The sequence below is a fragment of the Mitsuaria sp. RG genome (assembly GCF_028369275.1).
Lineage (GTDB): Bacteria > Pseudomonadota > Gammaproteobacteria > Pseudomonadales > Pseudomonadaceae > Aquipseudomonas > Aquipseudomonas peradeniyensis.
Window position 1 is genome coordinate 45,575 of record NZ_JAQMYQ010000015.1, and the last position, 25,876, is coordinate 71,450.

The 25,876-nt window shown below is 65.2% G+C and carries 14 protein-coding genes; 2 read left to right on the forward strand and 12 right to left on the reverse strand.

The window, feature by feature from the left end:
• The 7 genes from trxC to betI all read right to left on the reverse strand — a co-directional run bounded on the left by trxC (position 1) and on the right by betI (position 11,468).
• Positions 1-435 carry a thioredoxin TrxC gene (gene trxC / locus POF53_RS11005; protein WP_254464992.1) on the reverse strand — a complete coding sequence of 145 codons (435 nt, stop codon included), beginning with the start codon at positions 433-435 and terminating at the stop codon, positions 1-3.
• Positions 436-564: 129 nt separating this feature from the next.
• Complete coding sequence (gene selO, locus POF53_RS11010) at positions 565-2,052, reverse strand: protein adenylyltransferase SelO (RefSeq protein ID WP_498967688.1); 1,488 nt, start codon at positions 2,050-2,052, stop codon at positions 565-567.
• A gap of 135 nt (positions 2,053-2,187) precedes the next feature.
• The gene (mscK, locus tag POF53_RS11015) at positions 2,188-5,493 is read right to left on the reverse strand and encodes a mechanosensitive channel MscK (RefSeq protein ID WP_203648424.1); all 3,306 of its coding nucleotides are present in this window, start codon (positions 5,491-5,493) and stop codon (positions 2,188-2,190) included.
• A gap of 35 nt (positions 5,494-5,528) precedes the next feature.
• Complete coding sequence (locus tag POF53_RS11020) at positions 5,529-7,271, reverse strand: potassium/proton antiporter (RefSeq protein WP_110735265.1); 1,743 nt, start codon at positions 7,269-7,271, stop codon at positions 5,529-5,531.
• A gap of 255 nt (positions 7,272-7,526) precedes the next feature.
• Positions 7,527-9,224, reverse strand: coding sequence for a choline dehydrogenase (gene betA, locus POF53_RS11025; protein WP_203648422.1), 1,698 nt, complete (start codon positions 9,222-9,224; stop codon positions 7,527-7,529).
• Positions 9,225-9,300: 76 nt separating this feature from the next.
• Positions 9,301-10,773 (reverse strand): betaine-aldehyde dehydrogenase, encoded by a 1,473-nt coding sequence (gene betB, locus POF53_RS11030; protein ID WP_046853877.1) that lies wholly within the window; start codon positions 10,771-10,773, stop codon positions 9,301-9,303.
• A gap of 38 nt (positions 10,774-10,811) precedes the next feature.
• Positions 10,812-11,468, reverse strand: a complete 657-nt coding sequence (gene betI, locus POF53_RS11035; RefSeq protein ID WP_110735256.1) for a transcriptional regulator BetI — start codon at positions 11,466-11,468, stop codon at positions 10,812-10,814.
• 478 nt (positions 11,469-11,946) lie between these two features.
• Between betI and POF53_RS11040 the strand changes: the two genes are divergently transcribed.
• Together POF53_RS11040 and POF53_RS11045 are read left to right on the forward strand one after the other, a co-directional pair.
• On the forward strand, positions 11,947-13,950 hold the full coding sequence (locus tag POF53_RS11040; RefSeq protein ID WP_203648412.1) for a BCCT family transporter: 2,004 nt from the start codon (positions 11,947-11,949) through the stop codon (positions 13,948-13,950).
• Between the two features lie 135 nt (positions 13,951-14,085).
• A complete protein-coding gene (locus POF53_RS11045) occupies positions 14,086-18,756 on the forward strand; it encodes a dermonecrotic toxin domain-containing protein (RefSeq protein WP_498967692.1) in 4,671 nt (1,556 codons plus the stop codon).
• A 40-nt stretch (positions 18,757-18,796) separates the two neighbouring features.
• Here the strand turns inward: POF53_RS11045 and POF53_RS11050 are convergent, their stop codons facing one another.
• The 5 genes from POF53_RS11050 to gpmI form a co-directional block, all read right to left on the reverse strand.
• Positions 18,797-20,191 (reverse strand): trypsin-like serine peptidase, encoded by a 1,395-nt coding sequence (locus tag POF53_RS11050; protein WP_475860513.1) that lies wholly within the window; start codon positions 20,189-20,191, stop codon positions 18,797-18,799.
• A 212-nt stretch (positions 20,192-20,403) separates the two neighbouring features.
• Complete coding sequence (locus POF53_RS11055) at positions 20,404-21,168, reverse strand: divergent polysaccharide deacetylase family protein (RefSeq protein WP_203648408.1); 765 nt, start codon at positions 21,166-21,168, stop codon at positions 20,404-20,406.
• A gap of 9 nt (positions 21,169-21,177) precedes the next feature.
• Entirely contained in the window at positions 21,178-22,506 is a 1,329-nt protein-coding gene (locus tag POF53_RS11060) for a S41 family peptidase (RefSeq protein ID WP_062572581.1), read from the reverse strand.
• 249 nt (positions 22,507-22,755) lie between these two features.
• Positions 22,756-24,054 (reverse strand): murein hydrolase activator EnvC family protein, encoded by a 1,299-nt coding sequence (locus POF53_RS11065; protein WP_186711971.1) that lies wholly within the window; start codon positions 24,052-24,054, stop codon positions 22,756-22,758.
• Positions 24,055-24,279: 225 nt separating this feature from the next.
• Positions 24,280-25,815 (reverse strand): 2,3-bisphosphoglycerate-independent phosphoglycerate mutase, encoded by a 1,536-nt coding sequence (gene gpmI / locus POF53_RS11070; protein WP_498967696.1) that lies wholly within the window; start codon positions 25,813-25,815, stop codon positions 24,280-24,282.
• Positions 25,816-25,876 lie beyond the last annotated feature (61 nt).

Sequence of the window (25,876 nt, forward strand, 5' to 3'; positions counted from 1 at the left end):
CTAGACTCCTTGCCCGCGCAACCACTCCAGCAACGACTGCAGCGGAAACGCCCCAGCCTGGCGCGCCACTTCACGGCCATTCCTGAACAGGATCAAGCTGGGGATCGAGCGGATACCGAGCTGGCCGGCGAGGTTACGGTTGGCCTCGCTGTCGAGCTTGGCCAGGCGGCAGCGGCCGGCGAGCTGCCGCGCGGCCTGTTCGAACACCGGGGCGAAACTCTTGCAGGGGCCGCACCAGTCGGCCCAGACATCCAGCAGCAACGGCAGGTCGCCCTTGATCTGGGCGGCGTAGGTGCTCTCGTTCAGGTCGAAGGGCTGAGCGAGCAGCACGTCCTGCTTGCAGCGGCCGCATTTGGGGCTGTCGCCCAGGCGCTCGGCGGGTAGGCGGTTGAGGCCGTTGCAGTGGGGGCAGGGGATTACCAGGGGTTCGGACATTTTATCTCCTTGATATTGCTGGGGCTGCTGTGCAGCCCTTTCGCGGCACAAGGCCGCTCCTACAGGGGTATGCGTTTTCCTGTAGGAGCGGCCTTGTGCCGCGAAAGGGCCGCGCAGCGACCCCGGGGTTCATGACGAGCAACTGATCTCCAGGTGCTTGCCCCACTCCGGCGGACGCTCGGCATAGGCCTGCATCCCGGGCTGCTCCTCGAACGGCTTGCCCAGTACCTGATGCAGCCGCCGCACTTCACTGTAGTCGCCCGCCTCGGCGGCTTCGATGGCCTTCTGCGCCAGGTAGTTGCGCAGCACGTACAGCGGGTTGACCGCATGCATGCGCTCACACCGCCCTTCAGCGTTGCCCGGCTCGCGTTCGCAGCGCGCCTGGTACTCGATGCCCCAGGCGTCGAAGCCGGCCAGGTCGATGAAGTCATCCCGCAGCACCTGCAGGGCCTCGGCCACGGGCTGCTCGCCCAGACGGCGGAAGAACAGGGTGTAATCCACGCCACCCCGCTGCATGCACTGCAGCAGTCGTTCGACCAGTGCCATGTCGTCGTCCTCGGCGGTGGTCAGGCCCAGGCGGCGGCGCATCAGGTCCAGGTAGTGCGCCTGGTACAGCGGCAGGAACAGTCCCAGCGCCTCCTTCAGCGGCTCGACCTCGATCACCGTGGTCAGGGCCTGGGCGAGGGCGCTGAGGTTCCAGTGGGCGATCGGCACCTGGTTGGCGTAGCTGTAGCGGCCCCGGTCATCGGAATGGTTGCAGATGAAGTTGGCGTCGAAGTCGTCGAGGAAGGCGTAGGGGCCGAAGTCGAAGGTGATGCCCAGGATCGACATGTTGTCGGTGTTCATCACCCCGTGGCAGAAGCCATAGGCCTGCCAGCGGGCGATCAGTTCGGCGTTGCGTTCGACGATGGTGCGGAACATGGCCAGGTAGGGCTGCTCGGCGTCGCGGCACTCGGGGTAGTGCTGCTCCAGCACATGGTCGATCAGCACCCGCTGTTGTTCCGGTTGCTTGGTGTAGTAGAAGTATTCGAAGTGGCCGAAGCGCACGTGGCTCTGGGCCAGGCGCAGGAGCATGGCGGCGCTCTCGCGGGCTTCGCGCCATACCGGGGTGCTTGAGCCGATCACGCACAATGCGCGGCTGCTGGGAATGCCCAGGGCGTGCAGGGCCTCGGAGGCGAGAAATTCGCGGATCGACGAGCGCAGCACGGCGCGGCCGTCGCCCATGCGCGAATAAGGCGTCTGGCCGGCGCCCTTGAGGTGCAGGTCCCAGTGCTCGCCGGCCTCGTTGAGGACTTCGCCCAGCAGCAGGCCGCGGCCGTCACCCAGGCGCGGGTTGTAGGAGCCGAACTGGTGGCCGGAATACACCATCGCCCGAGGGTCGGCCTCTTCCCAGAGCTTGTGGCCGCTGAACAGCTCGGCGAACACCGGCAGTTTGGCCTGGGCCGGGTCGAGGTCGAGCAGGGCCATGGCCGATTCGCTGGCGACGACCAGGCGTGGATCGGCGATCGGGTCGGGCAGGACCTGGGTGGAAAACGCGTCGCCGAGTTGGGCGAAGCGGTTGTCGAAGGTGAGTTGGTCGAGGGACTTCACGGGGCCTGCTCCTGGATTCGATGCCATTGGGGCCGCTGTGCGGCCCTTCGCGGGTAAACCCGCTCCCACAGGGGTCGCGCTTGCTCTGTGGGAGCGGGTTTACCCGCGAACGAGGGCGAAGCCCTCGCCGGCATTCTGGGCGGTTACCCCTTTGACGTCCACTCAGACGGGAGGCGTGCTGTCCGGCTTGCGCTCCATCGGGATCAACTGCTGCTTGCCACCTTTGGTATCCATCAGGAACACCTCCACCTGGCGCACCGAAATCTTGATGTTGTGCGCCTTGAACTCGCGGTTGATATAGCGGTTCAGTTCGTCCAGCGTCGGGTTGCGGTCACCCAGGTCGCGCACGTGCATGCGCAGTTCGTGGTCCAGCGAGCTTTCGCCGAAGTTGAGGAAGTACACCAGCGGCTCCGGATCCTTGAGCACCCGTGGGTTTTCGTGGGCGCCCTTGAGCAGCAGGTCGCGCACCAGGTCCAGATCCGAGCCGTAGTCGATGCCCAGCTTCAGCGTCACCCGGGTGACCGTGTCGGTCAGCGACCAGTTGATCAACTGGCCGGTGATGAAGGTCTTGTTGGGAACGATGATGTCCTTGCGGTCAAAGTCGGTGATGGTGGTGGCGCGGATGCGGATCTTGCTCACCGTGCCGGACAGGTTGCCGATGGTGATGGTGTCGCCGATGCGCACCGGGCGCTCGAACAGGATCATGATGCCGGAGATGAAGTTGGCGAAGATCTCCTGCATGCCGAAGCCCAGGCCCAGCGACAGTGCCGCCACCAGCCATTGCAGCTTGTCCCAGCTGACCCCGAGGGTGGCCAGGGTGCTGACGATGCCGACGCCGGCAATCACATAGGACAGCAACGTAGTTATCGCGTAGGCGCTGCCCTGGGCCAGGTTCAGGCGCGACAGCACCAGCACTTCGAGCAGGCCCGGCAGGTTGCTGGCCAGGGCCACGGCGATACCGGCGATGACCATGGCGCCGAGCAGGTCGCCGAGGCTGATCGGCACCATGCTGGCCGCCGCGCCGGTGCCGCTGCTGTACTCGTAGAGGGTGATGTTGTTGAGGTAGGCGAACACCGTGATCAGGTCCGCCCATACCCAGTACAGCCCGCCGATGAAGCCGCCGAGCAGGGCCAGGCGGATCAGGCGCAGGGACTGCTGGTTGACCTGCTCGATGTCCAGGGTCGGCTCCTCGACCACCACTTCGCCGTCCAGCCCTTCCTTGGCCGCCTGGCGTTTGCTCAGGGCGCGCTGGTAGGCCAGGCGCCGTGCCGCCACCGACAGGCCGCGCACGAACGCGGCCTCGATCACCAGCCAGAACAGCAGCAGGTAGAGGGTGTAGATCAGCCGGTCGGTGAGCTTGAGGGCGGTGTAGTAGTAGCCGAAGCACACCGCCACGAACAGCGCGATGGGCAGAGCGGTGAAGGCCACCCCGACGGCCTTGCGGAACAGCGAGGTGTTCTGGTGCGCCGGGCTGCTCAGCAGCAGGCGGCTGAGCAGCCAGGCCATCAGGGCGTAGCAGGTCAGCACCACGCCGATGCCCAGCACGTCCTCGGCCAGTGCCGACGGCTGGTGTTCAGCCACCGCCACCACGCCGACCAGGGCCAGCACCACGGTGCCGAGTCGGCGCACCCAGCCGCGCAGGAACTCGACCTGTGGCTTGTGCCAGCGGAAGTGGATCTCGGCCACGCCGCCCGGGGCGAGGATGCGGTAGGCGGTGTAGAACACCAGCCAGGCCTGGGCGATCTGCCACAGGGCGGCGCCGAGGTTGGCGTTCTGCCCGCGGGCGTCGAGCTGCAGGGCGTAGCTGCCCAGGGTCAGGGCCAGGGCCACCGGCAGGGCCAGGAGGATGTTGATCAGGATCGCCTGGGGCGTGTGCCACTGGCTGTCGCGCTTGAAGTGGCCGATATCCTGGTGGACCTTGCCCAGGCGCCGGTACAGCGCCTTGCGCCGCCACAGCAGGGCGCCGATCACCAGAATCAGCGGCAGGAACAGCAGCGGCTGTTGCACCAGGCCGTCAGCCAGTTCCTTGATGCCCGCGCCCCAGGGCAGGCTGGCCACCTGAGTGGTCAGGCGCTCGGGTACTTCACGCAGCCATTGCCAGTCCAGCGGCTTGTTGCTGGGGATCCAGAACATCTGCTCTTCCAGGGTGGTGCGCAGGTTCTGGGCGGTGCTCAACAGTTGCTTCTGGTTCAGTTGCAGGGTGATGCATTCGTTGAGCAGCGCCGACAGCTCGCGGTTCAACCGCTCGAGCAGGTCGCTGCGGGTGATCGCCACTTCCAGCAGGGCCTTGCGCAGTTGCGGGGTGACATCTTCCTCGGGCTGGCTGGCCAGCAGCTTGTCCACATAGGTGGACGGGCTGCTCATCTGTTCGCGTTCCTGGTTGATCTCGAACTGGTAGAGGCGGATATCGGCGATCTGGTCGGCCAGGTTGCGGTCAAGCTTCAGGTGCGGCAGGGCCTGCTTCTGCTTGTAGAGGATCTTCGACAGCAGCAGGCTGCCCTTGAGCACGTTGATCTGTTCGTCCAGGGCCTGGTCGGCCTGGGTGAGGCTGTCGAGCTGCTGCTTGGTACGCAGGTTCTGCTGGGTCACCTCGTTGAGGCGGTCGGTGCTGCGCAGCAGGTAGTCGGACAGCTGCAGGTTGGCGGTGCTCTCGGTGGCCAGCAGGTTGCTGCCGCCGGCCTTCTGCGCCTCGATCGACTGGCGGGTGACGGCCTGTTGCGACTGGGCCAGGCGCTTTTCGTTGATCAGCGTCTGCAGGTCCTGGATTTCCTGCTCCAGGCGGGTGGCGCGCTCGATCAGCAGGTCGTGGCGGGCGTTGCCCAGGTCCTGCAGCACGCTGTTGCCGGCCAGTTCCTGGCGGCGCAGCAGGGTCAGGGCGTTGAGCGAGGCCAGTTCGGCGTTGAGCTGGTTGCGCTGGTCAGCGTTGATCGACTTGCCGTTGTCCTTGCCGCTCTTGAGGCTGTTGTTGATCTGCTGCACGCGCATCTGGTTGCTGCTGATCTCGGCCTGGGCGCGTTCAGGGCGGGTCTGCGAGTTGATGATCAGGCTGTTGGCTTCGGACAGCGCCTTCTGCAGGTCGCCCTGCTGGGTGCTGCGTTCGCTGAGCATCTGTTCGAGCTGCGGCACCGTCAGGCTGGCGTAGCGCTGCGCCACTGGCACGGCGTTGCTGGCCTTGAGCTTGATCAGCTCGCGCTGGCTGTCACGGATCTCCTGGGGAGCATTGGCCAACTGCTGCTTGAGGGCTTCGAGCTTCCTCTCGCTGTCGTCGCGGGCGTTGAGCAGCGCCAGGGTCTGTTCCAGCACCTGTTGCACGGCTTTCTGCTCGGTTTCCGGCAGCTTGCGCTCGGCGATCTTGCTCAGGCTGCTCTGGATGCCCGGGGTGGTCGGGATTTCCACCGCGCCGGCGGCGAACGAGAGGGTCAGGCACAGCCCCAGCAGGGCTGCGCGGCAATGGTCACGCAGGGACATAGGCAGAGTTCTTGTGTTACGCGGCAAATCGGAGTTTAGAGGAACAGCCCGGGGCCGGGGCGGGTACCTTCGGGGAATCTGACGCCCACTTTCTGGATCTTGTTCCCGTCCATGACCGCGACGGTCCAGATCGTGCCGTGCCATTCGATCTGGTCGCCTACTACTGGCGCGCCTCCGACCTTCTGTCGGATGAACTGCGCCAGCGGCATATTTGCGTCCAGACCGTCGAGTTTCAGGCCATAAAGTGCGGCCACCGCACCCAGCTCGGCATCGCCTTCGAGGACGAAGTCGCCGAAGAAACGCAGGTCCAGGCCACGTTGCGGCGCCTGGCTGAACAGCTTGCCCAGCGCCGGCAGGTTATGTTCGTGGCCGATCACGCAGAGCATGTCGCCGACTTCCAGCACGGTACTGCCCGACGGGTGCAGCAGTTGCTCGCCGCGGAACAACGCGGCGATGCGCGTGCCCTCGGGCATCTTCAGCTCGCGCAGGGCGGCGCCGATGCACCATTTCTCGGCACCCAGGCGGTAGACGAACAGCTCCCACTCGCTGGTGACGTGCACCTCGAGCGCGGAGCGGGAAATCGGCGCCGGGTCCGGCGGTACCGTGACCTTCAGCAGCTTGGCCATCCACGGCAGGCTGGTGCCCTGCACCAGCAGCGACACCAGCACGATGAAGAAGGCCAGGTTGAAGAACAGCTGGGCCTGGGGCAGGCCCGCCATCAGCGGGAACACCGCGAGGATGATCGGTACCGCGCCACGCAGGCCGACCCAACTGATGAAGCCCTTCTCGCGGCCATGGAAGGCCTTGAACGGCAGCAGGGCGGCCACCACCGACAGCGGGCGGGCCACCAGGATCATCCACAGCGCCAGGCCCAGGGCGGGCAGGGCGATGGGCAGCAGGTCGTGGGGGGTGACCAGCAGGCCCAGCACCAGGAACATGCCGATCTGCGCCAGCCAGGCCATGCCGTCGAGCATGTGCAGGATGCCGTGGCGGCTGCGGATCGGCCGGTTGCCCAGCACCAGGCCGCACAGGTACACGGCGAGGAAGCCGCTGCCGTGCAGGGCGTTGGTCAGGGAGAACACCACCAGGCCGCCGGCCACCACCAGGATCGGGTACAGGCCGCCGGCCAGGTTGATGCGGTTGACCAGTTGCAGCATCAGCCAGCCTCCACCCAGGCCCATCAGCCCGCCGATGCCGAACTCGCGCAGCAGGTGGGTCAGCAGGCTCCAGTGCAGGCCGGTCTGGCCGCTGGCGATCATGTCGATCAGGGTGACGGTGAGGAACACCGCCATCGGGTCGTTGCTGCCCGACTCGATCTCCAGGGTGGCGGTGACCCGCTCGTTCAGGCCCTTGCCGCCGAGCAGCGAGAACACTGCCGCGGCATCGGTGGAGCCGACGATGGCGCCGATCAGCAGGCCCTGGATCAGGCTCAGGTCGAACAGCCAGGCGGCGACCATGCCGGTCAGGCCGGTGGTGATCAGCACGCCGACCGTGGCCAGCGACAGGGCCGGCCACAGCGCCACGCGGAAGCTCGCCACCCGGGTGCGCAGGCCGCCGTCGAGCAGGATCACGGCGAGCGCCAGGTTGCCCACCAGGTAGGCGGTTGGGTAGTTGTTGAAGATGATGCCGCCACCATCGACCCCGGCGATCATGCCGACCGCGAGGATGATGACGAGAATGGGGATGCCCAGGCGCGAAGACAGCGAGCTGACCAGGATACTGGCCCCGACCAGCAGGGCGCCGATCAGGAACAGGCTGTTGATGGTGCTCGCATCCAAAGGCGGTACTCCGGGACATCGCAGAGAAAAGGGACTTGTAGCGTGAACTAGCAGGTCGCGTGCCAATCGATTCTAACCTGATGAATTGGCAGGCTGTAAAGCGTTTCTGCAGATGTAGAAAAGGCACCTCGAGAGGTGCCTTTTGGATCAGGGTGGGAGCGTGGGAGCGGGCTTGCCCCGCGATGGTGTCCGTCAGAACAGCGATGTCAGCAGATCTCTCGCTATCGCGGGGCAAGCCCGCTCCCACGGGCCTGATCAGGCCTGCTTCACTTCACGCATCGGCTTGCCCTTCACCGGTGCATCGCCCGCCACGTAGTACTTGGCGGTGCTGCGCGGCAGCGGCTTGCGGCCACGGATCTTGTCCGAGATCTTCTCGGCGATCATGATCGTGGTGGCGTTCAGGTTGCCGGTGATGATCAGCGGCATGATCGATGCGTCGACCACGCGTAGGCCCTGCATGCCATGCACGCGACCTTCGCCGTCGACCACTGCCATGTCGTCGGTGCCCATCTTGCACGAGCAGGACGGGTGGAAGGCGGTTTCGGCGTGCTCGCGGATGAACTTGTCCAGCTCTTCATCCGTTTGCACGTGAGCGCCCGGGCTGATCTCGCGACCACGGAACGCGTCCAGCGCCGGCTGGGCCATGATTTCGCGGGTCAGGCGGATGCCGTCGCGGAATTCCTGCCAGTCCTGGTCGGTGGACATGTAGTTGAACAGGATGCTCGGGTGCTGGCGCGGGTTCTTCGACTTGGCCTGGATGCGACCACGGGCCGGCGAGCGCATGGAGCCCATGTGCGCCTGGAAGCCGTGCTCTTTCACGCCGTTGGAGCCGTTGTAGTTAATCGCGACTGGCAGGAAGTGGTACTGGATGTTCGGCCACTTGAACTCAGGACGGGTGCGGATGAAACCGCCGGCCTCGAACTGGTTGCTGGCGCCGATGCCAGTGCCGTTGAACAGCCACTCGGCACCGATTTTCGGCTGGTTCCACCACAGCAGCGACGGGTACAGCGACACCGGTTGGGTGCAGGCGTACTGCAGGTACAGTTCCAGGTGGTCCTGCAGGTTCTCGCCGACGCCCGGCAGGTCGTGGACCACCGGAATGTCGAGGCTTTCCAGCAGGGCGCGCGGGCCGACGCCGGAACGCTGCAGCAGCTGCGGCGAGGCGATGGCGCCGGAGGAAACGATCACTTCCTTGCGGGCGCGGGCTTCGACGCGCTCTTCGCTGTCACCCACCAGGTAGGTCACGCCAACGGCGCGCTTGTTGTCGAACAGCACGCGATCGCTCAGGGCGTGGGTGACGATGGTCAGGTTCGGGCGCTTCTTGGCCTGGTCCAGGTAGCCACGGGCAGTGCTGGAGCGACGGCCGTTCTTGGTCACCGAACGGTCCATCGGGCCGAAACCTTCCTGCTGGTAGCCGTTGAGGTCTTCGGTGCGCGGGTAACCGGCCTGCACGCCGGCCTCGACCATGGCGTGGAACAGCGGGTTGTTGCCGGCTTTCGGCGTGGCCACGCTGACCGGGCCTTCGCCGCCGTGGTAGTCGTTCGGGCCGATGTCGCGGGTTTCGGCTTTACGGAAGTACGGCAGGCAGTCCAGGTAGGTCCAGTCTTCCAGGCCCGGCAGTTCAGCCCAGCCGTCGAAGTCCATGGCGTTACCACGGATGTAGCACATGCCGTTGATCAGCGACGAGCCGCCCAGGCCCTTGCCGCGACCGCATTCCATGCGGCGGCCGTCCATGTGCGGCTCCGGATCGGTCTCGTAGGCCCAGTTGTAGCGGCGACCCTGCAGCGGGAAGGCCAGGGCGGCCGGCATCTGGGTGCGGAAGTCGAAGCGGTAGTCGGGGCCGCCGGCTTCCAGCAGCAGCACGGTGACGCTGGCGTCTTCGGTCAGGCGGGTGGCCAGGGTGTTACCGGCGGAGCCGGCACCGACGATGATGTAATCGAATTCTTGGGACATGAAAAGTACCCTCGTTGGCGGTGGTCAGGGAGCGGAAACGCCCGTGCGCGAAGGCACGGGCGTGGCTAAACGGGGTTTAGAAAACCGAGTTGTAGCCGCCCAGCTCGACCTGGACCGACTTGATGCGAGTGTATTGAGCCAGCGAGCTGACACCGTTCTCACGGCCGACGCCCGACTGCTTGTAACCGCCAACCGGCATTTCCGCCGGCGACTCGCCCCAGGCGTTGATCCAGCAGATGCCGGCCTCGAGCTTGTGGATGATGCGGTGGGCGCGGCTGATGTCGTTGGTGCAGACGCCGGCGGCCAGGCCGTATTCGGTGTCGTTGGCGCGACGGATGACTTCTTCCTCGGTCTCGTAGCTGAGGATGCTCATTACCGGGCCGAAGATCTCTTCCTTGACGATGGTCATGTCGTCGGTGCAGTCGGTGAACACGGTCGGGGCCACGAATGCGCCCTTGGCGAAGTCGCCGTCCAGCAGACGCTCACCGCCGCACAGCACGCGGGCGCCTTCTTCTTTACCCTTGGCGATGTACGACAGCACGCTTTCCATGTGCTGGAAGCTGACCAGCGGGCCGAAGTTGGTGTTCTCGTCTTCCGGGTTGCCGGCACGGATGCGGGCGACGCGCTCGGCGATCTTGGCTTCGAAGGCGGCTTTCATCGCGGCTGGGATGAACACGCGGGTGCCGTTGGTGCAGACCTGACCCGAGCTGTAGAAGTTGGCCATCATGGCGATGTCGGCGGCCTTGTCCAGGTCGGCGTCGTCGCAGATGATCAGTGGCGACTTGCCGCCCAGTTCCATGGTCACTTCCTTCAGCGAGGAGCTGGAGGCGCTGGCCATGACTTTCTTGCCGGTGGTGGTGCCGCCGGTGAAGGAGACTTTTTCGATGCGCGGGTGCTCGGTCAGCCAGGTGCCGACTTCGCGGCCGCTGCCGGTCAGGACGTTGAACACGCCGTTCGGCAGGCCGGCCTCGGTGAAGATCTCGGCCAGTTTCAGGGTGGTCAGCGAGGTGACTTCCGACGGCTTGAAGATCATCGCGTTGCCGGCGGCCAGGGCCGGGGCGGATTTCCACAGGGCGATCTGGATCGGGTAGTTCCAGGCGCCGATACCGACGGTCACGCCCAGCGGCTCGCGGCGGGTGTAGACGAAGGACGATTCGCGCAGCGGGATCTGCTCGCCTTCGATGGCCGGTACCAGGCCTGCGTAGTACTCCAGCACGTCGGCGCCGGTGACGATGTCGACGTAGCGGGTCTCGGAGTACGACTTGCCGGTGTCCAGGGTTTCCAGCATGGCCAGTTCGTCGTTGCGCTCGCGCAGGATGTCGACGGCGCGGCGCAGGATGCGCGAACGCTGCATGGCGGTCATCGCGGCCCAGACTTTCTGGCCGCGCTCGGCGCTTTCGACGGCCTTCTCGACGTCGGCTTGGGTCGCGCGCTGCACGTGAGCGAGGACTTCGCCGGTGGCCGGGTTGATGGCTTCGAAGGTGGCGTCGCTGCCAGCGTCGACGTAAGCGCCATCAATGTAGAGTTTTTGCGTTCCGAAACGGGCCATAGTGTCCTCGCAAGTGCAGTGTGTGGTTGGCTGCCGCGTCACGCTCCTGCCGGTTGGCTGGTCGCTGCGCGCGGCTGTTCAGAGGCCTGGTCGGTTGTGCCCAGGGACTGCTGTTTAGCCAGTTGTAGATCCATGTATTCGTAAGCAATTCGTATTGCCTGGTCGGTGTCGAATGCATCTCCCGACAGGGCGCCACGCAGCCACAGGCCGTCGATCAGGGCTGCCAGCCCGCGGGCAGCCTTGCGCGCATGGTAGAGCGGCAGGACGCGGCGGAACTGGCAGCACAGGTTGGAATACAGGCGGTGATCGTTGATCCGCTGCAACCTGTGCAAAGACGGCTGGTGCATGCTGGAGGCCCAGAAGGCCAGCCAGGTTTTCATTGCCGGGCCATTCACCTGGCTCGCATCGAAGTTGCCTTCGATGATCACCTTCAGGTGGGCACGCGGGCTGTCGTCCGTGAGTGCCTGACGACGCGCGATCACACCCTCGTTGAGCATGTTCATGATGTAGCGCATCGTCGCTGCGATCAGGCCGTTCTTGTCCTGAAAGTAGTGACTGATGATGCCGTTCGACACACCGGCCAAACGGGCAATCAGCGCAATGCTGGCATCGCCCAGTCCGACCTGATCGACTGCCTGCAATGTGGCTTCGATCAACTGCTGGCGGCGGATGGGTTGCATACCGACCTTGGGCATCTTGCTATCTCCTCAGGCCTGCGGGCAGACGACAAGCGGCTACCTCGGCGAGGCCAGTCTATTTTGTTTTGATTGAACGTTCAATCAATAAAGAATAAGCTCTGCGACAATTTGTGCCATTGACAGTTTTCAGGACGGTCAAGAGGACACGAATCGACACCCCAGGAAATCGTGTAACCCCCGGAATACAAGGCGTTGACGGGCATGAGCGATGCAAAGGACAGATTCTGCCGAGCGGTCATGGACTGCGCGGTCGGCCCTTGGAGCGGGCCAGGTGGTCTGTGGCGAATGCGCGCACCTTCTGCTGAGTGCGTGGCAAGGCGACAGGCGGCCGGTCTGTTTTTTTTGCAGCGTTTCGATTCGGGATCACGGTTTCCAGGTGCCTTTTATAACACCTTGCGCAGTAGGGCTATTGCACCAATTGCGCGGGAAATAACTGTATAGCCTCCACTGCCGCACTGCCCGGAGCATTCGTGCAATGAGTTCTGCCTCCCTGACAACCCCCCCCGCCGAGCGGGTACGGGTCAACCGCGTGGTGTTCTACACCTCGGCGCTGATGATCCTTGTTCTGACTGCCCTGCTGATCGCTGTCCCCGAAGCCGCCGGCCAGGCGCTGGGCGTCGCCCAGAAATGGCTGACCCGTACCTTCGGCTGGTACTACATGCTGGTGATCTGCGGTTACCTGCTGTTCGTCGTCTACCTGGCCTTCTCCGACTACGGCAAGCTCAAGCTTGGCGGCAAGGACGACACCCCCGACTTCAGCTACGGCGCCTGGGCCGGCATGCTGTTTTCCTCGGGCATCGGTATCTCGCTGCTGTACTTCGGCGCCTCCGAGCCGCTGGACCATTACTTCAACCCACCAGAAGGCACTCCTGCCAGCCTCGAGGCCGCACGCCAGGGCCTGCAGCTGACCTTCCTGCACTGGGGCCTGCACGGCTGGGCGATCTACGCCCTGGTCGGTCTTGCCGTGGGTTACTTCGCCTACCGTCACAACCAGCCGCTGGCACTGCGTTCGGCGTTGTACCCGCTGGTCGGTGAGCGTTGGGTCAAGGGCGGCGCGGGCCATGCCGTGGACATCTTCGGCATGTTCGTTACCCTGCTGGGCCTGGTGACCAACCTCGGCATCGGTTCGATGCAGGTGGCCTCGGGCCTGGAATACCTGTTCGGCATGGACCACAGCAAGACCAACCTGCTGGTGGTGATCCTGGTCATGGCGGGCGTTGCCACCGTGGCCGCGGTGTCGGGCGTGGAGAACGGCATCCGCCGCCTGTCCAACCTGAACATCCTGCTGTTCAGCGGCCTGCTGATCTTCGTGCTGCTGGCCGGCAACACCCTGCACCTGCTCAACGGTTTCGTGCAGAACGTCGGTGACTACCTCAACGGTGTCGTGCTGAAGACCTTCGATCTGTATGTCTATGAAGGCGACAACGACAAGTCCGAGCGCTGGCTGGGCCTGTGGACCGTGTTCTACTGGGCCTGGTGGATCTCCTGGGGCCCGTTCGTCGGCATGTTCATAGCCCGTATCTCCAAGGGCCGTACCGTGCGTCAGCTGGTCAGCGGCGTGCTGCTGATCCCGCTGGGCTTCACCCTGGCCTGGCTGTCGATCTTCGGTAACACCGCGCTGGACCTGGTGATCAACCAGGGCGCCGTCGAGCTGGGCAAGACCGCGCTCGAACAGCCGTCGATGTCGATCTACCAGCTGCTGGAATTCTTCCCGGCCGCCAAGATCGTCATCGGTGTGGCGGTGTTCGTCGGCTTCGTGCTGTTCCTGACCCCGGCCGACTCCGGCGCGGTGATGATGGCCAACCTGTCGTGCAAAGGCGGCAAGGTCGACGAAGACGCCCCGCACTGGATGGTGGTGTTCTGGTCGGTGGTCATCACCCTGGTCACCATCGGCCTACTGTTCGCCGGTAACTTCGAAGCCATGCAGACCATGGTGGTACTGGCCGGCCTGCCGTTCTCGGTGGTCCTGGTGCTGTTCATGTTCGGCCTGATGAAAGCCATGAAGCAGGACGTCGCGGTCGAGAGCGAGCGCGCCGAACTGGCCGCCCGTGGCCGTCGCGGCTTCAGCGAGCGCCTCAGCCAGCTGGACCTGCAGCCGACCCAGGCCGTGGTCCAGCGCTTCATGGACAAGCAGGTCAGCCCGGCGCTGAAAGAAGCCGCCGAGCAGCTGCGCACCCTGGGCTTCGAAGTCGAGACCCGTGTTGGCCAGTCGCGCAACATGATGGGCCTGCGGGTGATGATGGAAGAGGGCAACCCGTTCGTCTACGAAGCCAGCCTGGACGGTTACATGGCCGCGCCGAGCGAGGCGCCGGTCGAAGGCGAGCCGGAAGTGCGCCAGCGCTTCTACCGTGCCGAGGTGTACCTGCACGATGGCAGCCAGGAATACGACCTGATGGGCTTCACCCGCGAGCAGATCGTGCGTGACGTGCTCGATCAGTTCGAAAGCCACCGCCAGTTGCTGGGGCGTGTGTACAGCTGATCACGGCTGATGTGAACAAGGGGCCCGGCGCGCAAGTGTCGGGCCCCTTGTCGTATCCGGGGGGTAATATGTAGTGCCAGTGGTGTGCGGGTGCGGGGGCATGGTGGTGGCTCATCAATGAACGGGGCCTTTTCCATGACCAACACCTCAACACCGATCTTCGACTTCAAGAACGCCGTCGCCCGGCAATTCGCCAGTCGGCCGACCTTGCGCCAGGTGGTCAGCGAGCAGCTGCTGCACGTGCTGCTCAGGGAGCTGCCATGGCTGGCCTTCGTCGAGCCGGCGCTGGAGTCCGCCGATCCGTTGATCCTGGACAGCCCGGATCCAGACACCCACTACTGGACGACCGCCCCGCTGGTGGAGGTTGTGCTGCAGGCGATGCTCGATGGTACGCCGTTGGACCTGGAGGCCATCGGCGAACGCCATCACAATCTGGGCCTGGCGGGGTCTCACCGCTTCGCCGGCTCGCGCGGTGCCTGGGATACACGTCGTCTGACGGGCATCACGCCTGTGCTCAACAGGCTGCTGGCGCGACTGATCGAGCACTTCAGCCAGGCTCAGGTGAGCTATTGGAACGGGCTGGGTACATCCGGCAAGCGCCGCGATAGCTGGTTGCAGTTGCTGTTGAAAATGGCGTTGCTGCGCAACCTGCCCCTGCAGGATCTGGACGACCAGCAGCAGGCTTGTGTGCGTGGCCTGATTCGGGGAGGTGATGATCAGCCTGCGGTGTTCGTCGTCCAGGCCAGCCTGCGTGCGGATCAGCAGCAATTCAGACGGCTCCAGCCCGGCTTGCTGGTGACGGCCGAGTGGGACGAGCGAGCGGTTGTGCTCTGGTTCGAGCCGTCGGGCCAGGTCAGGGCCTTCGATTCGCTGGACGATTTCGCCCTGGCGCTGCGTGACGAACTTGCGCTGCGCTACCGGTTCACTGCCCTGACCTGGGATCGCCACGAACTCGAGGGCGATGTATTCGCGCAGTGGAGCGCCTTGCTGCTCGGGCACATGCTCGAGCGCATCGGGCAACTGCGCCTGCAGGGGCTGACACTGGCGCAAATGGAGGCGCTGTTCGCCGAGCTGAGCGACCCCGCGCAGTGGTTGGTGGCGGGCTACTTCGTCGAAGAAACGGGTGCGCCCGCGATACCGCCAGGCATAGCCGATTCGTCGGCCAGCACCAGCTTCGCCTATCAGTCGGCGTTGCTGGATATGGCGCTGGACCAGATTGACGCAAAGGGCGTGGCGGCGCTGGATGGGATACTCGACCTGCAGGCTTATGCCCGCCAGCAACTACGCATGCAGATGCTCGAGGACTATCCGTTGGAAGCCAACTATTTCTCCGATGAACTGATCCTGGCGCTTCAGGTCGCCAACGGAGTTCCGGGGGGCGCAGGAGCAGGCACCGGTGGTGGCGAACCGCTGGAGTCGGCGGGCGAGCTGACCCTGACCGAGTTCGCCATCGCCAATCTCAGCTCACTGGGTGATGCCTTCATCCAAAACATCAGGCATGCCAACGGTCAGCTGATCATGCCCTGGATGACTATCGACTACGTGAAGGCACTGGTGCGCAAGGTCGATATCGGTGGCCGTTATCCCAAGTACGTGGCCGACGCCCTGGATGACCCGGCGGCCCGCCCCGAGCGCACTCGCCGCTTTGCCCGGGAGTGGCGCCAGGCGCTGCGTTTCAGCGCCTTGCAGGCGAAACTCGATCACAAGCTCAGCGAAGCGGGCCTGCAGTGTGTCATCGATCTGTGCAAAGACCTTGGCGACAAGAGCTTGAAGGCAAGCGGCCTGATGCCGCTCACCTTCAAGCGGCAGCCGACTTCCAGCCGGCATGATCGGGTCCAGGGCATGTTCGTACTGTTTTCGACCGAGCCCCGTGTGGTGCTGCTCTACCGCCCGCTGTACGCGGATGAACCGCTACGGCAGTTCTCCAGCCTCGATGCGCTGATGGCGGCCATCCGCGAATCGGGCCCGCTGCAGGCGAGCATCCTGGCCTGGATGGATGAGCATGCTCGGCCGATCTACGACAAGGGTGGGTTTGCAGAGCCCCACGTCGTGCATCTTGGTATTGATCCTTTCCAACTACCCGAAAGGCCCGAGCCGGCCCGGTTGGACGGGGTGCTGTGGCTAGACGATGTGGATGAAAAATTGTACGCGGCAAATCGGGCGCTACTTTTGGACCTGGCCGAGAAGCAGAGCACGTCCACTGCCGAAAGCCGTTGGGCGGTGCTCGGCAAAGGCGCCTGGCTGCTGTTCGATACCGCCACGGTGCTGATGAGTGGGCCGATCGCTACGGTTGCCTGGTTGATCCAGACCCTTGATAGCCTGCGTGGCGATGGCCAGGCGCTGGCGCAAGGTGGCGCGTTCGAGCGCTCCACGGCCGCCGTCGACCTGGTCATCAACCTGGGCATGGCGCTGTTGCATGCGCGACCGCCGAAAGGCCGCCAGGCAGTGCCGCGGCGCTTGCTCCAGGCCGCCGGTTTCGAAGGGCCTCCCACCCAGGACGGTGGCTACGCGGCGGCAAGGGTCGAGCCGGCCCAAGGCAAGGTGGGTATGCCGGGGCCACTGCCGCGTGCCGCCACGGGTTTGCAGCTCGACCTGAGCTGGCGCGGCAACCAAGGGTTCAACTGGCTTGCCCCGGAGCAACGCAACGCCTTGATGGCCATGCGTGCGAGTGTTCCGCTGGCGGGCTTGCAGCCCTCGCTAGCCGGGCTGTACACGGTCGACGGGCGGCACTATGTCTCGATGCTGGGGGAGGTCTTCGCCGTCAGTGTGGAAGGCGATGACATCCGGATTGTCGACGGCGCGCGGCAGCCGGGGCCGTGGCTGGTCTTCGAGCAAGGTGCCTGGCGCATCGATACCCGGCTGCGCCTCGGTGGTGGCATGCCCGGCGGGCGTCTCGAGCGGCAGTTCGCCAGGCTGCGAGTCGCCACCCACAAATTGACCGATCAGGCAAACCGGGAGCTGCAAACGTTCGGCCGCTTTAGCCAGGAAGTCGTCACGGTCCAGGAGCGTCTTCAGCATCTGGAAAGGTTGAGGATTCAGGAAAGGGGCAGGCGACTCGCAGCTGAGGAGCACGAAGATGACACGTTCGACAGGGCCGCCTCCGACCGGATCATGGCGTCTTATGATCAGCGCATCGCCGCGCTCGCTGGCGAACTGGACGCCAAGCGCCTGCAAGCCGTCGCCCAGGCCGAAGCGGTGGTCCGCCTGGATCGCGAGCACTGCGGTGTCCTGCAGAGCATGCTCGAGCCCAAGTACGGCAGCCTCCGCAAGCCGGGCTTCGCACAGACCCTCGGCCTGCATCGGGCCACGCTGACGGCTGCGCTGCTGCGCAACAGCGATTTCATCCTGGGTGAGCTGCAGCACCTTGCGAACTTTCCGCGCATGACCGAGTTGGCGGCGCAGTTCGATGACGGTGTAGGCGCCCATGTGCGCGACGAGTACCGGCATTTTCGCGTGGAGCTGGCGAAGGTCGTCGACCTCCAGGAGCGCATGCTGGTCGCGCAAGGTGGCCTGGATGAGTTGCTGGCCGAGGTCCCCGACGACCTTGACTTCGGCATTGCCGGAACCCGGCGAACGGTCGCCCGGTTGATAGCCGAGCGTACCTTCACCGTTGTCGATCTTCGCTTCCATCACGCCCTGAACCTGGCAGACCTGGCATTGCACCTGGACTCGCAAAATGGCCGGCATCAACTGCTGAGGTACCGCGACGATCTGGCGGGCACCACACTCAGGAGCGCCGCCACGGCCCATGGCGAGTCGCTGATGTCCAACCTGGGCGTGGCCGATCGCATCAGCATTCTCCAGGAAGCGTGGGACGCCTATGCGGCGGCGATCATCAATGCGCTGCACCTGGAGCGCACGGGCGGCGACCTGGTGGAAGTCGACCGGCTTCAGCGCTACCGGACCCATATGCAACTGCTCAAGGATGATGCCGGGCGCCGTCTGGTGGATGCCCTTGCGGAGCAGGACGGCGCGCCAGGGTTGATCAAGCGAGTGCCTTATCCGCGCACCGAGGAGTTGCAGCGGGCCGTGCGCACCCGTGAAGGCCTGCTGGTCATCGGGACTGAAGTGCAGGGGCAGGCGGGGACACTGCTCGAGGTGCGTGACCCGATCAGCAAGGCGGTCCTGCAGGTCTTCGACTTCAAGGACGGTGACTGGGTGGAGCGCGAAGGCGATGGGGCAAAGGCCGGCGCCGAGGAAGAGGGCACGGAGCAAGCCAAGGCTCTGGTGCAGGGGCTGCTGAAGGATAGCGAAGACGTGCTGGCCATCGCCTGGGCCTATGTGAAGGATGACGTCAATGGGCGCATGCTGGAGCGCTTGCTCAACCGCCAGGCCGACCGCTTGCAAGGTACGGCCGCGCTCCTGGCCGGGCAGGGAGCGGCTGAAGCGCTGGTGGACGCCTTGAATGCCGCGGTGAGCGACCTGCAGGCGCAGATGAAGCGCCTGCTGACCGAGCTGTACGACAAGACCCGCTATCCCTCTGCGCACGGGCTGCGTTTTCTCCATGCTCAGGGGTTGATCCAGGTGGACTACGTCAGGCGTGATACCTCGACCACTACCAGCCCGTTCGACGAGTTCAGGGTCACCCGCCTGGAAGCCCCGGGGGAAACCAGGGGGCGCAGCCTCTGGGCGGCGCATTTCCACCTGGCCTCCCAGGCAGCGCCGCTCGAGGCGTTCACCCATGGGCACCTGAAGGTCTGGAGCCAGCGTTTTCTGGGCAGGCAGTACGAGGCCGTCAGCGGTGAGCGGGTGCACAGGGGGCGCCTGACTGCCAGCGATGTGGCAGGGATCATTCCCTTGGCTTGAGGGGGCGGCCCTGCCTGAGCGGCGCAGGCAGGGCCTGAAATCAATGGCCGTGCACCGGCAGCAGTTCGCTGTGGGTCGACGCCACCTGTCCGTCGATGTCGATGGCGCGGCTACAGAGCGTGGCCGGCAGGCGTGAGGCCGGGATGACCTGGGCGGGTGTCAGGGCGCGGCGGTAACCGAAGGCGTTGTCGCAGTCCATCCGGTCCGCGGCGCCGTACTTGACCAGGTAGTGGCTCAGGTAGGGCTGCCTGGTCTGCCAGTTGAGCATGACGTGGCCTTGCTCGTGGCGATCAAGGGTGTAGCGGATTTGCGGAAGACCTGCCGGAATCACCTCGACAGGCAGGCTAAGGGCGTTGGCCAGCAGGGCCGGGTAGGGACGCTGATCCGGCGATTGCACGCCGACCAGACACAGGTAGTAGCGGCCCGGCTCGCTGGCGATCGGGTTGTCGATGCGCCGTTCGCTGGCGGGGATCGTGCCGCTGTAGCCGGCCGCGTCCTCGCACTCGAGTGCATCGCGTACCTGCTTGTAGCGGTAGCGCGGGGTGTCGATGTCGAGGGCCAGGTCCCAGGTGGCGGCGGATGAGCCGTTGCCGAGCCGCCTGAGCAAGCGGGCCCGCCCTTTCTGAGTGATTTGGAAGGCGGGCAGCAGGATGCAGCGTTCGAGGCTCAGATCGGCGTGGCCTTGGTGAAAGCAACCGAGTACACGCTGGACCGGGATGGCGTAATTGTTTTGCGTCGCTCCGACAGGCACGCTGTTGACGACGCTGACCAAGTGTCCGCTGACCTGGTCGATCACCGCGCTGCCTGATGCGCCTTTGCCGCCGGAGGGGCAGTCATTGACCTTGAGCCTGCGCCATACCCAGGGAAACTCGGTCACGCTGGCCTGGTCCCGTTCTGTGCATTGGGCCGCGCGCAGTCCGAGGTCTGGCCTGCCGGCCTCGCCCACCATCACCACCGCGCTGCCTGATGCTGGACTGACGCCAAGCGCCAGCGGCTGGATGCCTGCGGCCATCACCTGAGCGAGGCTGGCGTCCAGTTCCAGCAGCGCCAGGTCGCTGCCTTGCATGCTGCTCCACAGCGTGCGCTTGAGGGCGAATGTCGGGCGAGCATCCGGGGTGTCGGCGAAGTAGTTGAAGGTGATGCTGCCCTGCGCCGGCTGATCGTGGATGATCCGGCCATTGCGAGTCTCCAGGCAGTGGCCGCTGGTCAGCAGGTAAGCGGGGCCTGTCGTGGTGGATGCGGGGCCGCGGCTGTCGATCAGCGTGGCGATGCATTGGCGGCCGCGCTCCATGTTAAGGCGGCCGATGCCGCTCCAATGGGCGTGCTCGCCCTGGGCGTTTTTCAGCAGTGTGGGTGTGTCGCTGGTGGCGGCGAGGGTTTCGGTCGCGGCCCAGAGCATCGTCAGGGCAAGCAGAGAGGTGGCTTTGGTCGACATCGGTTGAGCTCCTGTATGGATTACCGATGCGAGCGTGCCTGCGGGGAAGGGGCGCCAGGTGGTGCTTATGGATATGCGCGGTACGTTGGCTGTGGCGGCATAGGTATCACCAGCGTGGGAGCGGGCTTGGCCCGCGATGCCCTGCCAGCACCGGCCTAGCCGGTGATCGCGGGGCTAGCCCGCTCCCAGGTTGGTCTGGATCGGGCGACGCCTCAGCGATTGCTGTAGCGACCCTGGTGACCATGGGCGGGCATGGCCTGATTGCCGCGTTCGGCGATCATCTGCGGTAGACCGATCAACTCGATGCCCTGGGCCTTGAGTCGGGGGATTTCACGGGCCAGTACCTCAAGCGTCTGCGGGTAGGGGTGGCCGATCAGTACCGCAGAGCCTTGTTTGCGGGCCTGGGCGATACCCAGCTGCAATTGTCCGCTGATCGCCTCCGTGGTACGCACGTCATCGAGGAACACATCCCGTGAGACATGGGCCAAGCCCAATGCCTGGGCCTCTGCCGCCGCCACAGTGGCGGCGCTGGTGCGGCTGTCGACGAAGAACAGGTGGCGGCGTTGCAGCTCTTCCATCAGCCAGCGCATCGGTTCGCGCTGGGCGGTCATGCGGCTGCCCATGTGGTTGTTGATACCCGCGACGTAAGGCACCTTGGCCAAGGCAGCGTCCAGGCGTCGGGCCAGCTCCTCGATCGGCGTGCCGGGGTGCCAGGCGTAGGGACCGGTAGCCGGGTCCATGGGCATGTGCAGGATCACCGTGCGTCCGGCCTTGTGGGCCTGGCGGGCGAACTCGGTGGCGTGCGGGGTGTCGGGCATGATCGCCATGGTGACCGGCCCGGGCAGGGCGAGGGTGCGGCTGTCACGCTCGCTGCTCTGTCCCAGGTCGTCGATGATGATGCTCATGTAGGCCTTGCCCGGCGCCGCCTGGGCGGTACCGAGCATGAGGCAGAACAGCGTGAACAGCAGGTAACGCATGGGAAGCGGTCAGTCGCCCTTGGTGATGTTCAGGCCCTTGAGCAGGCTGAGGGCCTGGCTGAGCTGGAAGTCGTTGTCCTGTGGGCGATCCTTGCGCTTGCTGCTGCCGCTTGGGCGGTCGGCACCGCCGTTGCCGTTGCCCAGGTGGCCCTGCAGGTCGGCTTCCTTGAAGTTGTCGTTGTCGGCCTCGGCGGTAAGCTTGGCCGGACGCACCTCGATGTCCGGGACGATGCCCTGGGCCTGGATCGAGCGGCCGTTGGGGGTGAAATACAGTGCGGTGGTGAGCTTCAGCGCACGGTCGTTGGCCAGCGGCAGCACGGTCTGTACCGAGCCCTTGCCGAAGCTGTCGGTGCCCATCAGCACGGCGCGCTTCTGGTCCTGCAGGGCGCCGGCGACGATTTCCGAGGCCGAGGCGCTGCCGCCGTTGATCAGCACCACCAGCGGCACGCCTTCGCTGGCGTCGGCCGGGTCGGCGGAATAGCGCAGCTCGGAGTTGGCGATGCGGCCCTTGGTGTAGACGATCAGGCCCTTGGTGAGGAAATGGTCGGCCACTTCCACCGCCGACTGCAACACACCGCCGGGGTTGTTGCGCAGGTCCAGGACCACGCCGCGCAGCTTCTTGCCGTTGTCCTTGCGCAGCTTGGCCAGGGCCTTGCCCACCTCGTCGCCGGTCTTGACCTGGAACTGGGTGATGCGGATGTAGCCGTAGTCGTTCTCCAGCAGCTGACTCTTGACGCTCTTGACCTGGATCACCGCGCGGGCAAGCGTCACGTCGAACGGCGTGCCGCCGTCGCGCACCAGGGTCAGGGTGATCTTCTCGCCGATCTTGCCGCGCATCTTGTCCACGGCCTCGGTCATGGTCTGGCCACGGGTCGGCGCGCCGTTGATCTTGACGATCAGGTCTCCGGCCTCGATGCCGGCGCGGGAGGCCGGGGTGTCGTCGATGGGCGAGACCACCTTGACGAAGCCGTCTTCCATGCCCACTTCGATGCCCAGGCCGCCGAACTCGCCGCTGGTGCTTTCCTGCAGCTCCTGGAAATCCTCGGGGCCGAGGTAGGCAGAGTGTGGGTCAAGGTTGCTGAGCATGCCCTTGATGGCGTTCTCCAGCAGGGTCTTGTCGTCCACAGGCTCCACATAGGCGGCCTTGATGCGGTCCATGACCTCGGCAAAGGTGCGCAGCTCTTCAAGCGGCAGCGGCGCCTTGGCGGTCACCTCGGTGGCCGGCACCGCAGCCGGCTTGGCCGCTGGCTTGGCCGGCTCGGCAGCAACGGCCAGGGGCGCGCCGATGACCAGGGCGATGGTCAGGGCCAGCTGGGTGAGGCGAGGCGAGTGCAGCATGTCGAACGAACTCCTGATCCTGTTGGTGCTCCCGTCGGGAGCATCGGCGCCGCCGTTTCGTGGGCGGCGCCGTAAAAGTAGCATTATCCAGTGTCCTGTCTCGGAAATAAGCTGTTCACTTTTGGCGGCGTCTTGGGCGCCCGGCCGGCGTTGCCACTCCTCGCCATAGCCCTGCTATGACTCGTCGCGGCGCCTTGGCCGAACACCCAAGCCACTCGCCAAAAGAGAACGTATTTCCGAGACAGGACACTAGCCTCGGCACCATTGCGCAGGGTCGGTGGGCCGGCCCTGCTGGCGAATCGCGAAGTACAGGCCGGCGTTGTCCTGGCCACCGCTGTCGCCGACGGTGGAGATGGCATCGCCGGCCTTGACGATATCGCCGGCGCTCTTGAGCAGGCTCTGGTTGTGGCCGTACAGGCTCAGGTAGCCATTGCCATGGTCGAGAATGACCAGAAGTCCAGCGCCGCGCAACCAGTCGGCGAACACCACGCGCCCGCCATGCACGGCGCGCACCTGGGTGCCGGCGCTGGCGCCGATCATCACTCCGTCCCATTTGGCCCGGGCGTCGCCGCCGCGGGTATCGCCGAAGCGTGCCAGCAATCGACCATTGACCGGCCATGGAAGTTTGCCCCGGGCCGCAGAAAAAGCGCCGCCGTAGCTGGCGCCATCGCTGGAAACCACCGGGCCGAGGGTGGTGCGGGCCTTTTTCGGCGCCTCCTCGGGCTCCTGGGCACGGGCTGCCGCAGCCAGGGCCTGCTCCTTGCGGCGTTTCTCTTCTTCCTGCCTGGCCAGCAGGGCGCGCTGGCGCGCCTCTTCGGCCTCGCGGGCCTGGCGGGCCAGGGTTTCCTCGATGGTCTTGAGCACCTTGCCCAGGTCGGCCTGGTCCTGCTCGCGGCTCTGCAGCTTCTGGTCGCGCTCTTTCATGTCGCTGTTGAGCTTGGCCAGCACCTGCTGGCGCTTGTCGCGCTCGGCCACGAGCGCCTGGCGGCGACCGTCGAGGTCGGCGCGTTGGGTCAGCAGCTGTTCCTGCTGGCGGGCGATGTCCTGCTCGACGTTGGCCAGCTGGCGCAGGGTCTCGTTGAAGGCGCGCAACTGGTCCATGCGCGCCTTGCTGAGGTAGTCGTAATAGGTGAGGGTGCGGGCGAACTTCTCGGGGTTCTGCTGGTTCAGCAGCAGCTTGAGGTATTCCTCGCGGCCATTGTTCTGGTAGGCCGAACGGGCCTGGATGGCAATCAGGCGTTGCTGTTCAACGCGGGCGCTCTGGAGTTTTTTTTTCTCGTGATCAAGGCGCTCCAGCTCGCCCTCGGTCTTTTTTAGTTCTTGCTGCAGTGCCTCCACCTGTTTCTCGAGAGTGCCGATGTCGGTCTCGGTGGACTTGAGGTCTTTCTGCACGCCGGCTTTCTCCTCCTGGAGCTTGCCCAGCATCTTCTTCAGCTCGGCGATGTCCTGGCGGGTGGCGTCCAGCTGTTGCTGGGTCTGTGCGCGCTCGTCGGCGAAAGCCGGGGTGAGCAGGCATGACAGGGCTAGTAAGAAGAGGGCGCGGAGCATGGGGTTTGGCGTACCGGGGATGGAGACTGGCCTAGTATGCCCTTGCGGGCCTGCAAAAAAAACGCCCCGCGGCATGCGCGGCGGGGCGTTGGTCTGGAATTCAGGTATTTCGGGGCTGCTGCGCAGCCCTTTCGCGGCACAAGGCCGCTCCTACAGGTTATGTGCGATCACCTGTAGGAGCGGCCTTGTGCCGCGGAAGGGCCGCAAAGCGGCCCCGTACAAGCATCAAGCATCGACCAGGATCGAGGTGCCGGTCATCTCGACCGGCTTTTCCAGCCCCAGCAGCTTGAGCATGGTCGGCGCCACATCGGCCAGCACGCCGCCTTCGCGGACCTTGACCTGGCGCTTGCCGACATAGATGAACGGCACCGGCTCGCTGGTGTGGGCGGTGTGCGCCTGGCCGGTGCACTCGTCTTCCATCTGCTCGACGTTGCCGTGGTCAGCGGTGATCAGCGCTTCGCCGCCGACCTTGTCCAGGGCTTCGACGATACGGCCGACGCAGATGTCCAGGGCTTCGACGGCCTTGACCGCCGCTTCGAACACGCCGGTATGGCCGACCATGTCGCCGTTGGCATAGTTGACCACGATCACGTCATAACGCTGCTGCTCGATGGCCTCGACGATGCGGTCGGTGACCTCGGGAGCGTTCATTTCCGGCTGCAGGTCGTAGGTGGCGACCTTCGGCGACGGGATCAGGATGCGTTCTTCGCCTTCGAACGGCTCTTCGCGACCACCGGAGAAGAAGAAGGTGACATGGGCGTACTTCTCGGTCTCGGCGATACGCAGCTGGGTCTTGCCGTTCTTCGCCAGGTATTCGCCCAGGACATTGTCCAGACTGGACGGGGCAAACGCGGCAGGCGCCGGAATTTTCGCCGAATACTGGGTCAGGCCGATGTACGCCGCCAGCTTGGGCAGGCGTGCGCGTGGGAATTCGCTGAAGTCCGCTTCGACGAACGCACGGGACAGCTCGCGGGCACGGTCGGCGCGGAAGTTCATGAAGATGACCGCGTCGCCATCCTCGACCTTGACGGCTTCGCCAATGCGCGTGGCCTTGACGAACTCGTCGTTCTCCTCGCGGGCGTAGGCGGCTTGCAGGCCGGCGAGGGCGCTGTCGGCGGTGAATTCGGCGGTGCTGTCGACGATCAGGTTGTAGGCGGCTTGTACGCGATCCCAGCGGTTGTCGCGGTCCATGGCGTAGTAGCGGCCAATCAGGCTGGCGATGCGGCCCTTGCACAGGCGGGCGAAGGTGGCGTCGAGCAGTTCGATGGACGACTGGGCGCTGCGCGGCGGGGTGTCGCGGCCGTCGAGGAAGGCGTGCAGGTAGATCTTCTCGGCGCCACGCTGCGCGGCCAGCTCGGCCATGGCGATCAGGTGGTCCTGGTGGCTGTGCACGCCGCCGTCGGAGAGCAGGCCGAGGATGTGCACGGCCTTGCCGGCGCCGACGGCCTTGTCCACCGCGCCGCCGAGCACGGGGTTCTCGAAGAACTCGCCGTCACGGATGGCCTTGGTCACCCGGGTGAAGTCCTGGTACACCACGCGGCCGGCGCCGAGGTTCATGTGACCGACTTCGGAGTTGCCCATCTGCCCGTCGGGCAGCCCCACGTCCATGCCGGAACCGGAGATCAAACCGTGCGGCTGGGTGGCGCGCAGGCGGTCGTAGACCGGCGTGTTGGCAGCGAAGATGGCGTTGTATTCGGGGCTTTCGCTGTGACCGAAGCCATCCAGGATGATCAGGACCAGGGGTTTAGGCGTACTCGTCATCAATCAAACTCACGGTTGTTCAAAGATGATAAAGACACGCATTTTAGGGCAAATCCGCCAG

Excerpts from the sequence above, each read along its gene's own strand:
- trxC (WP_254464992.1), bottom strand. The coding sequence starts at position 435 with ATGTCCGAACCCCTGGTAATCCCCTGCCCCCACTGCAACGGCCTCAAC.
- selO (WP_498967688.1), bottom strand. The coding sequence starts at position 2,052 with ATGGCATCGAATCCAGGAGCAGGCCCCGTGAAGTCCCTCGACCAACTC.
- mscK (WP_203648424.1), bottom strand. The coding sequence starts at position 5,493 with ATGTCCCTGCGTGACCATTGCCGCGCAGCCCTGCTGGGGCTGTGCCTG.
- betA (WP_203648422.1), bottom strand. The coding sequence starts at position 9,224 with ATGTCCCAAGAATTCGATTACATCATCGTCGGTGCCGGCTCCGCCGGT.
- betB (WP_046853877.1), bottom strand. The coding sequence starts at position 10,773 with ATGGCCCGTTTCGGAACGCAAAAACTCTACATTGATGGCGCTTACGTC.
- betI (WP_110735256.1), bottom strand. The coding sequence starts at position 11,468 with ATGCCCAAGGTCGGTATGCAACCCATCCGCCGCCAGCAGTTGATCGAA.
- POF53_RS11040 (WP_203648412.1), top strand. The coding sequence starts at position 11,947 with ATGAGTTCTGCCTCCCTGACAACCCCCCCCGCCGAGCGGGTACGGGTC.
- POF53_RS11045 (WP_498967692.1), top strand. The coding sequence starts at position 14,086 with ATGACCAACACCTCAACACCGATCTTCGACTTCAAGAACGCCGTCGCC.
- POF53_RS11050 (WP_475860513.1), bottom strand. The coding sequence starts at position 20,191 with ATGTCGACCAAAGCCACCTCTCTGCTTGCCCTGACGATGCTCTGGGCC.
- POF53_RS11055 (WP_203648408.1), bottom strand. The coding sequence starts at position 21,168 with ATGCGTTACCTGCTGTTCACGCTGTTCTGCCTCATGCTCGGTACCGCC.
- POF53_RS11060 (WP_062572581.1), bottom strand. The coding sequence starts at position 22,506 with ATGCTGCACTCGCCTCGCCTCACCCAGCTGGCCCTGACCATCGCCCTG.
- POF53_RS11065 (WP_186711971.1), bottom strand. The coding sequence starts at position 24,054 with ATGCTCCGCGCCCTCTTCTTACTAGCCCTGTCATGCCTGCTCACCCCG.
- gpmI (WP_498967696.1), bottom strand. The coding sequence starts at position 25,815 with ATGACGAGTACGCCTAAACCCCTGGTCCTGATCATCCTGGATGGCTTC.